The 6,865-nt window shown below is 59.3% G+C and carries 8 protein-coding genes and 2 pseudogenes; 5 read left to right on the forward strand and 5 right to left on the reverse strand.

Going from position 1 to position 6,865, the window contains the following annotated elements:
• Entirely contained in the window at positions 1-438 is a 438-nt protein-coding gene (locus tag NKI49_RS25090; RefSeq protein ID WP_352605136.1) for a pseudoazurin, read from the reverse strand.
• A 329-nt stretch (positions 439-767) separates the two neighbouring features.
• On the opposite strand from NKI49_RS25090, the gene NKI49_RS25095 reads away from it, so the two are divergent.
• Positions 768-1,466 carry a CBS domain-containing protein gene (locus NKI49_RS25095; RefSeq protein ID WP_352605138.1) on the forward strand — a complete coding sequence of 233 codons (699 nt, stop codon included), beginning with the start codon at positions 768-770 and terminating at the stop codon, positions 1,464-1,466.
• A gap of 236 nt (positions 1,467-1,702) precedes the next feature.
• Here the strand turns inward: NKI49_RS25095 and NKI49_RS25100 are convergent, their stop codons facing one another.
• From NKI49_RS25100 to NKI49_RS25110, 3 genes are all read right to left on the reverse strand, one after another.
• Positions 1,703-1,972, reverse strand: a complete 270-nt coding sequence (locus NKI49_RS25100; RefSeq protein WP_352605140.1) for a DUF6455 family protein — start codon at positions 1,970-1,972, stop codon at positions 1,703-1,705.
• A gap of 243 nt (positions 1,973-2,215) precedes the next feature.
• Entirely contained in the window at positions 2,216-2,665 is a 450-nt protein-coding gene (locus NKI49_RS25105) for a universal stress protein (protein WP_352605142.1), read from the reverse strand.
• On the reverse strand, positions 2,644-3,018 hold the full coding sequence (locus NKI49_RS25110; RefSeq protein WP_352605144.1) for a putative universal stress family protein: 375 nt from the start codon (positions 3,016-3,018) through the stop codon (positions 2,644-2,646). The genes NKI49_RS25105 and NKI49_RS25110 overlap by 22 nt, the downstream gene beginning before the upstream one ends.
• A 180-nt stretch (positions 3,019-3,198) precedes the next feature.
• Here NKI49_RS25110 and NKI49_RS25115 point away from each other — a divergent pair.
• Positions 3,199-4,754 (forward strand): annotated as a pseudogene (locus NKI49_RS25115) (PAS domain S-box protein).
• 16 nt (positions 4,755-4,770) lie between these two features.
• Positions 4,771-5,355 (forward strand): annotated as a pseudogene (fixJ, locus tag NKI49_RS25120) (response regulator FixJ); the annotation flags it as partial.
• Here fixJ and NKI49_RS25125 read toward each other — a convergent pair.
• Complete coding sequence (locus NKI49_RS25125; protein ID WP_352605146.1) at positions 5,352-5,576, reverse strand: hypothetical protein; 225 nt, start codon at positions 5,574-5,576, stop codon at positions 5,352-5,354. The pseudogene fixJ and the gene NKI49_RS25125 overlap by 4 nt on opposite strands.
• A 191-nt stretch (positions 5,577-5,767) precedes the next feature.
• Here NKI49_RS25125 and NKI49_RS25130 point away from each other — a divergent pair, with 191 nt between their 5' ends.
• Positions 5,768-6,010, forward strand: a complete 243-nt coding sequence (locus NKI49_RS25130; RefSeq protein ID WP_352605148.1) for a biotin/lipoyl-containing protein — start codon at positions 5,768-5,770, stop codon at positions 6,008-6,010.
• An 89-nt stretch (positions 6,011-6,099) separates the two neighbouring features.
• A partial coding sequence (gene hemA / locus NKI49_RS25135; protein WP_352695803.1) for a 5-aminolevulinate synthase occupies positions 6,100-6,865 on the forward strand: 766 nt, incomplete at its 3' end.

The following is a 6,865-nucleotide window of genomic DNA, read 5'->3' on the forward strand; positions in this document are numbered from 1 at the left end:
TCAGTTGGCCGGAACCTGGGTGAACAGGTCGGCGAACACCGTTTTTGCCTTCCCAGGATGCTTGACCGCCTTGGCGGTATCGAGATTGACCGGCTTGCCGACAACGATCAGTGCGACCATCCCCATGCCGTAGTGGGGTGCGCATTTGACGCCGTAGACGCCCTCCTTTGTCAGCGTGACGGTAATTTCCTCGCTGGGCTTTCCCTTGAAAGGCTCAGCGCCATCCGGAACCATACCCTTGATCGACTCGGCGTCATGCGTCTTGTCGGTCGGCACGAACTTGACGGTGTCGCCAGGTGCTGCCTGGACGAAGGCCGGCTGGAAAACCATTGCGCCTTTTTCGCCCTTGTTGAGCATTTGCACCACGTGCTCTTCAGCGCTTGCGCCGCTTGCGAGCGCGAGGAGAGAGATTGCGGCGGCGAGGATGGAGAGTTTCATCGAATTGTCCTTTGTTTCGAGGTCGCGGCGTCCGCCGTTCGAAGCCACTTAGCCCGAGTGCCCGGGGAAGAATTTGCGCTGGCGCAAACTGGGGATAAGAAAGGAGCTCCCGCACCGCTGATGCGGAACATCTGGTCGTGGAGAAATCCGCTTGGCCGCGCTGGACTGATCGCTGATGTCGCAGTTGCCCCTCTTCTAGGGCTTGCTGCCCGACGAGCAGAACGAGATACTCCCAGCGTTGACATTGTCGGCTCTGAAAATGATTCAGATCAACGCGCGGCTCGAGCGACCTCGATAAGCAAAAAGGGAAACTATCCGAGGAGGCAGCGATGCAAGCCGCAGCGATAATGACCACGCCGGTCATCGCAATAGACCCGTCCGCATCGATCGCCGAGGCGGCAGCGCTGATGCTGTCCAACAAGATCAGCGGTCTTCCCGTCATTCGCAACGACGGTGCGCTGGTGGGTATTGTCAGCGAAGGCGATTTCCTTCGCCGCCGGGAACTGGGCACGCAGCGCAAGCGCCCACGCTGGCTGGAGTTTCTTGTCGGCCCTGGAAGCCTGGCTCAGGAATATGTCCTCGCGAATGGACGGCTGGTCGAAGAGGTGATGACCGACAGCGTCATCACGGCGTCTCCAAACACAACGCTCGAGCAGGTCGTCGAACTGATGACCCAGCACGGCGTCAAACGCATCCCGGTCGTCGACCATGAAAAAGTCGTTGGCATGATTGCCCGCTCTGATCTCCTTCGTGCCCTGCTGCGCATTTCCTCAAACTCGGCGTCGAACACCGTCAGCGACGACCAGATCCGGCAGAACATCATCGCGGAGCTCTCGACACAGAAATGGGCAAACGCCGAATTGATTAAGGTTGCCGTGGAAAATGGCGTTGTGGAATTGAGCGGCGCCATATTCGACGAACGTCAGCGCCAGGCAACCATTGTCGCCGCGGAAAACGTTCCAGGCGTCAAGGTCGTGGCGGATAATCTTTTCTGCGCCGGACCGATGTCCGTGCTTCTTGTTTCCTGAGCCTTTGACCGGAGCGTCCAGGACGCACCGCGCTACAGGTGCAAACCGCGTCCGCCCCCCATCCCGCTGATCGCAATCGACTGGTGGAGCCCTACTCGATCGCAGCACGGGCGCACGCTGGCGCTCAACCGGCTGATAGGTCACCCTTGATCGATAAGGTGAGCAACGCCAAACTTGCGGTCAGGGCGCCGACAGAATGCCTGAACTTGACCCGGTGCGTTGCGGTGTTGGAGCCGTTACCCTTCGCCAGATACGTGTAGCAATCGTGCAATCAGGTCGCGGTTGCGGCAATAGTCCGGAGGCTCCTTGGCATCTTCGTGTTGATCGAGCCAGGTCATGCATTCGCCCTGATGGCCGCAGGCGCGGCAGCGATTCACCGCTCGATCGATCACGGCTCCATGATCCGCCACGACTTTCAATCGTCTGTCGACGCCTAGCCTTTGCATCATGCGACCCATCAAGGCCGTCCTGGCGTCGACCGAAATCAGGTAGTCGAGAAAACTCATGGCACCCACTCCTGGCTTGGCGATCATTGCGCGGCCAGCAGCCCACGACATTGATCTCGATCAACCGGCACGTTTCAGAGGCTGTCTTCGAGGATCGGTTCGACTTGGACTGTGTCTTCGCCCCTGTTGAATGCGACAGCAAGCCGGAAGCCGTGAGCGATGCGCAACGACCGTGCGATGAAAATTGCTGCCACTGCGGGCGGGCAAACGCGCATGGGCTGGTCGGAATGATGCACCAGACCGTCAATTCGACATGAAGCGATTGACTCCGCTCGCTTCGATCAGCGTGCGCGTGACGCCTCCGAACGCCCATTCCCGCAATCGGCTGTGGCCATAGGCGCCAGACACGATCAGGTCTGCACCGGCAGAGCGTGCGAATGACAGCAAATTGTCGCCGTCAGCCTCGCCGGCGATCAGTTCGGTTCGCGGCATAATACCGTGATGTTCCAGAAATACGGCAACGTCAGCGAGACTGTTACGAACGTCACGATCAGTGTCGATCGTGGCGACGATAACCTCATTGGCCTTGGCCAAGAGAGGCAATGCATCGGTCAGCGCTCGCCGAGCCTCCCGGGTGTCTTTCCAAGCGACCAAGACTGTTTTTGCAAGGTCGTGGTCGACATTGTTCGCAACGACAAGGACCGGTCGCCCCGCTCCGAGCACCAAACTGCCTATATCCACCGCGCGAAACACATTGTCTCCTGCCTCGCTGGTACGATGAGGTCGGCTGCTCTGGCGGAAACCCCGAGGAAGCGAGTCGGGCCGCAGACCGCCTGTCCCCATTCGCTTTTAATCGAGGTCGGAACCAATCTCTCGAATTCGGCTCGCAATGCTGCAAGCCGCTTTTCGATCTCCGTGCGCTGGATCTGCATGATCTCGCCTTCGTAGACCATGCCATCGCCTGTCGCGACCAGTGGCGGAACATCGGCTGCCGCCAGGCCGACAAGATGGGCTCCAAACCGTTCTGCAAGCTCGAGAGCCAGCTTCACTATGGGCGCAGGGGATGCATCAACGGTCAGGTTCACGATAATTGACTTGTATGACATCAGAGGCGCCTTTCGCTGAAGCGATGGAATGAGCGATCAGTCTCATTCGCGAGCGTCCGATGCCTTGACGCGCATCAAAGGGATCTGCGCTCGAAAACTTTGGCCTCGCTCCGTTTTGCGTGCGCAGCGAGAAGTGGTAGTTAGCCCTCCTCACAGGCAGGTCGAACCCAGGGATTTCAGGTGAGCCAAGACGAAGCGCCTATTTTGTCGGCCGGCGGAACGGCGCTGCAGTCCGTATTGTCGGAAATGTTTGAACAGGCCCCGGGCTTCATGGCCATCATGCGTGAGCCGGATCATGTCTTTGAACTGACGAATACCGCCTACCAACGGCTCATCGGCGACAGGCAAGTGATTGGGAAATCGCTGCGCGAAGCCCTTCCCGAACTCGAAGGCCAAGAGTTCTTGGAACAGCTGGACCATGTCTACAGGACTGGCGAGCCATACAGGGGCCAAGGCATGAAGGTCGGTCTTCGCAACAAGGACGACCAGCCGCTTGAAGAGCGTATCCTCGATTTCGTCTATCAGCCGATCAGCGCCGACGATGGCCGCATCACGGCCATCTTTGTCCAAGGCACTGATGTCAGCGAGTTGTCCTTCGCAAACACAGCCCTTCTTTTGCGCGAGGATCATTTGCGTTCGATCCTGGCAACGGTGCCCGATGCCATGGTTGTCATTGACGAACGAGGCAGCATCCAATCGTTCAGCACAGCTGCCGAAGCGCTGTTCGGTTATCAGGCCAGCGAAGTCATCGGGGGAAACGTCAATATGCTGATGCCGTCGCCCTACCGCGACGAGCATGACGCCTATCTGCTTCGCTACCTGACGACCGGTGAGCGCCGGATCATCGGGCTCGGCCGCACGGTCACTGGAATGCGAAAGGATGGTTCGACCTTTCCGATGGAGCTTTCCGTTGGCGAGATGCATGCCGGAACCGGGCGTTTCTTTACCGGCTTTTGCCGCGACCTGACCGAGCGCCACCGGGCGCAAGCACGAATACAGGAACAGCAATTGGAGCTGCTCCACATGGCCCGGTTCACCGCGCTCGGCGAAATGGCTTCGACGCTTGCCCATGAGATAAACCAGCCGCTCACGGCGATCACAAACTACCTCAAAGGCAGCCGCCGGCTTCTTGAGAAGAGTACGGAAGAGAACGCACCGATCCTGAGGGAGGCTGTCGAGAAAGCCGCTGAGCAAGCTTTGCGAGCCGGAGAGGTCATTCGTCATCTTCGCGACTTCGTCGCCAGGGGCGAGAGCGAGCGTCAGGTCGAACGCTTGCCGGTGCTGATCGAGGAAGCCGCCTCTCTGGCTTTGGTCGGCGCACGGGAAATAGACGTGCGTGTCAGCTACAAGCTTGATCCGGCAGCCGAACTGGTTTTGACCGATCGCATCCAGATTCAGCAGGTTCTGCTCAACTTGATGCGCAACGCGGTTGAAGCCATGCAAGGCGCGCCACGCCGTGAATTGCAGGTCACAACTACAGCCCGGGATGGTGGAATGGCCGAGGTGAGCGTGATCGATACCGGCCCCGGCCTTGCGCCGGAGGTCTCGGCACAACTTTTCCAGCCATTTGTCACCACCAAGAAGCAGGGCATGGGTGTCGGCCTCTCGATTTGCCGTACTATCGTCGAATCGCACGGTGGTCACATCTGGACCGAGCCAATGCCGGCCGGAGGAACTGCTTCCGGTTCACATTGCGCATTGTGGAAAAGGAAGAGGTCACAAATGGCCGGCAGTGATCTGGTGCACGTGGTCGATGACGATGTGGACGTGCGAAAATCGCTCGGTTTCCTTCTGGCAACAGCCGACTTTGCGGTGCGGTTGCATGAATCGGCGACGGCTTTTCTAGCTACCGCGACGGGTAATCTTGACGGTTGCATCGTGACCGATGTGCGCATGCCCGGCATTGACGGCATCGAGTTCCTGCGCCAGCTCAGAACCCGCGGACACACACTTCCGGTGATTGTCATGACGGGCCATGCCGACGTGGCGCTAGCCGTTCAAGCGATGAAGGAAGGGGCTGCAGATTTCATCGAGAAGCCTTTCGACGACGATATCCTGATAAGTGCAATCCGCTCCGCTTTGGATAAGCGCAATCAGGCGAATGCAGCGCACCCACAATCCGCGGAAATCAACGGCCGTCTGTCGACGCTATCGGAGCGAGAGCGACAGGTGCTGGATGGGCTTGTTTCAGGTCTGCCAAACAAGACGATCGCCTATGACCTCGGGATCAGCCCGCGCACTGTCGAGATCCATCGCGCCAATGTCATGAGCAAGATGAGCGCGAGCAGCCTGTCGCACCTCGTTCGCATGGCATTGATCGTTGAATCCAAGCCTTAGGGACGGTCGCCAAAGGGATTGTCGTCGCGAGCCGGCACCCTGTCAGACTCCCAGTCGCGCCAGTGTGTCGGGCGGATGTCGACCCGCACGCCCGTGGCGGTGTTCCTCCAGCCTTCCCGCTCCTTCATGCAGGGAAACACGAGCGCATGCTCGCCATCCTCGTCAAGAACGGCCAGTTCGAGACTGCGGCCAAACGGAGCGCTTAGGATTGGCTTCCACATCCCCTCATGATCCGCGGAAGCGCCGGATCGCGCCTTGATTTGAATCATTTTCGAAATGCCAATGCGACATCGACCTCACTTGCACGCGGATCTGGTTCGCTTTGGTCACTCATCAATGTGACCAGCTCTTTGATTCTAATCAATGACCGCCTTGGCGAGCGGAATATGATCCGGCACGAAGGAGAGTCGTGATGCTGGATATCAAGGTCGACGAGGAACTATGGGCGTCCAGCATGCTGCCTGAGGGCATTGTAGAACGCTGGTTCATTGGCAGCGGCACGACGATCAAGGCTGGTGAGAGAATAGCGGAAGTTCGAATTGAAGGCGCATTGCACGAGATCATCGCACCGCTGAACGGGCGCGCGACTATCGTAGCGACAGCAAATGCCATCATCGAACCTGGTTCGGTTCTGGCCACTTTGGAGGCGTCATGACCTCGCCGGCGGCATTTTGGGATCAAGGGCTGAAGAGTGGAGGCGGCGAAGATACCGCAGAGGAAAGAATTGTGACTGGAAATTCCGACATGAACTACCAGCGGTTCTTCGAAGAAGCGATCGACCAGCTCCATGCGGAGCGTCGCTACCGCGTCTTCGCCGACCTCGAGCGCATCGCGGGCAAGTTTCCGCGCGCCATCTGGCGTGCCAACGGCCGCGCCGAGGAAATCACCGTCTGGTGCTCCAACGACTATCTCGGCATGGGCCAGCACCCCGACGTCATCGCCGCGTTCCAGAATGCGGCCGGCAAGATGGGTTCGGGCGCTGGCGGCACCCGCAACATTTCGGGCACCTCGAACCCGCTGGTCGAGCTCGAAGTCGAGCTTGCCGACCTGCACGACAAGGAAGCGGCACTCGTCTTCACTTCCGGCTTCGTCTCCAACGAAGCCTCGATCTCGACCATTGCCCGGCTTCTGCCCAATTGCCTGATCATCTCGGACGAGCTGAACCACGCCTCGATGATCGAAGGCGTGCGGCGCTCGGGCGCCGAGAAGAAGATCTTCCGCCACAACGACGTCGCGCATCTGGAAAGCCTTTTGCAGGCCGCCGGCCGCGAACGCGCCAAGCTGGTCGTCTTCGAGTCCGTCTATTCGATGGACGGCGACATCGCGCCGATCAGAGCGATCGTCGATCTCGCCGAGCGCTACAATGCCATGACCTATATAGACGAGGTCCATGCCGTCGGCATGTATGGACCGCGCGGCGGCGGCATCACCGAGCGCGAGGGCCTGGCCGACCGCATCGACATCATCGAAGGCACGCTCGCCAAGGCATTCGGCACGCTGGGCGGCTATA

This window comes from Mesorhizobium sp. M0587, assembly GCF_040320945.1.
Classification (GTDB): domain Bacteria; phylum Pseudomonadota; class Alphaproteobacteria; order Rhizobiales; family Rhizobiaceae; genus Mesorhizobium.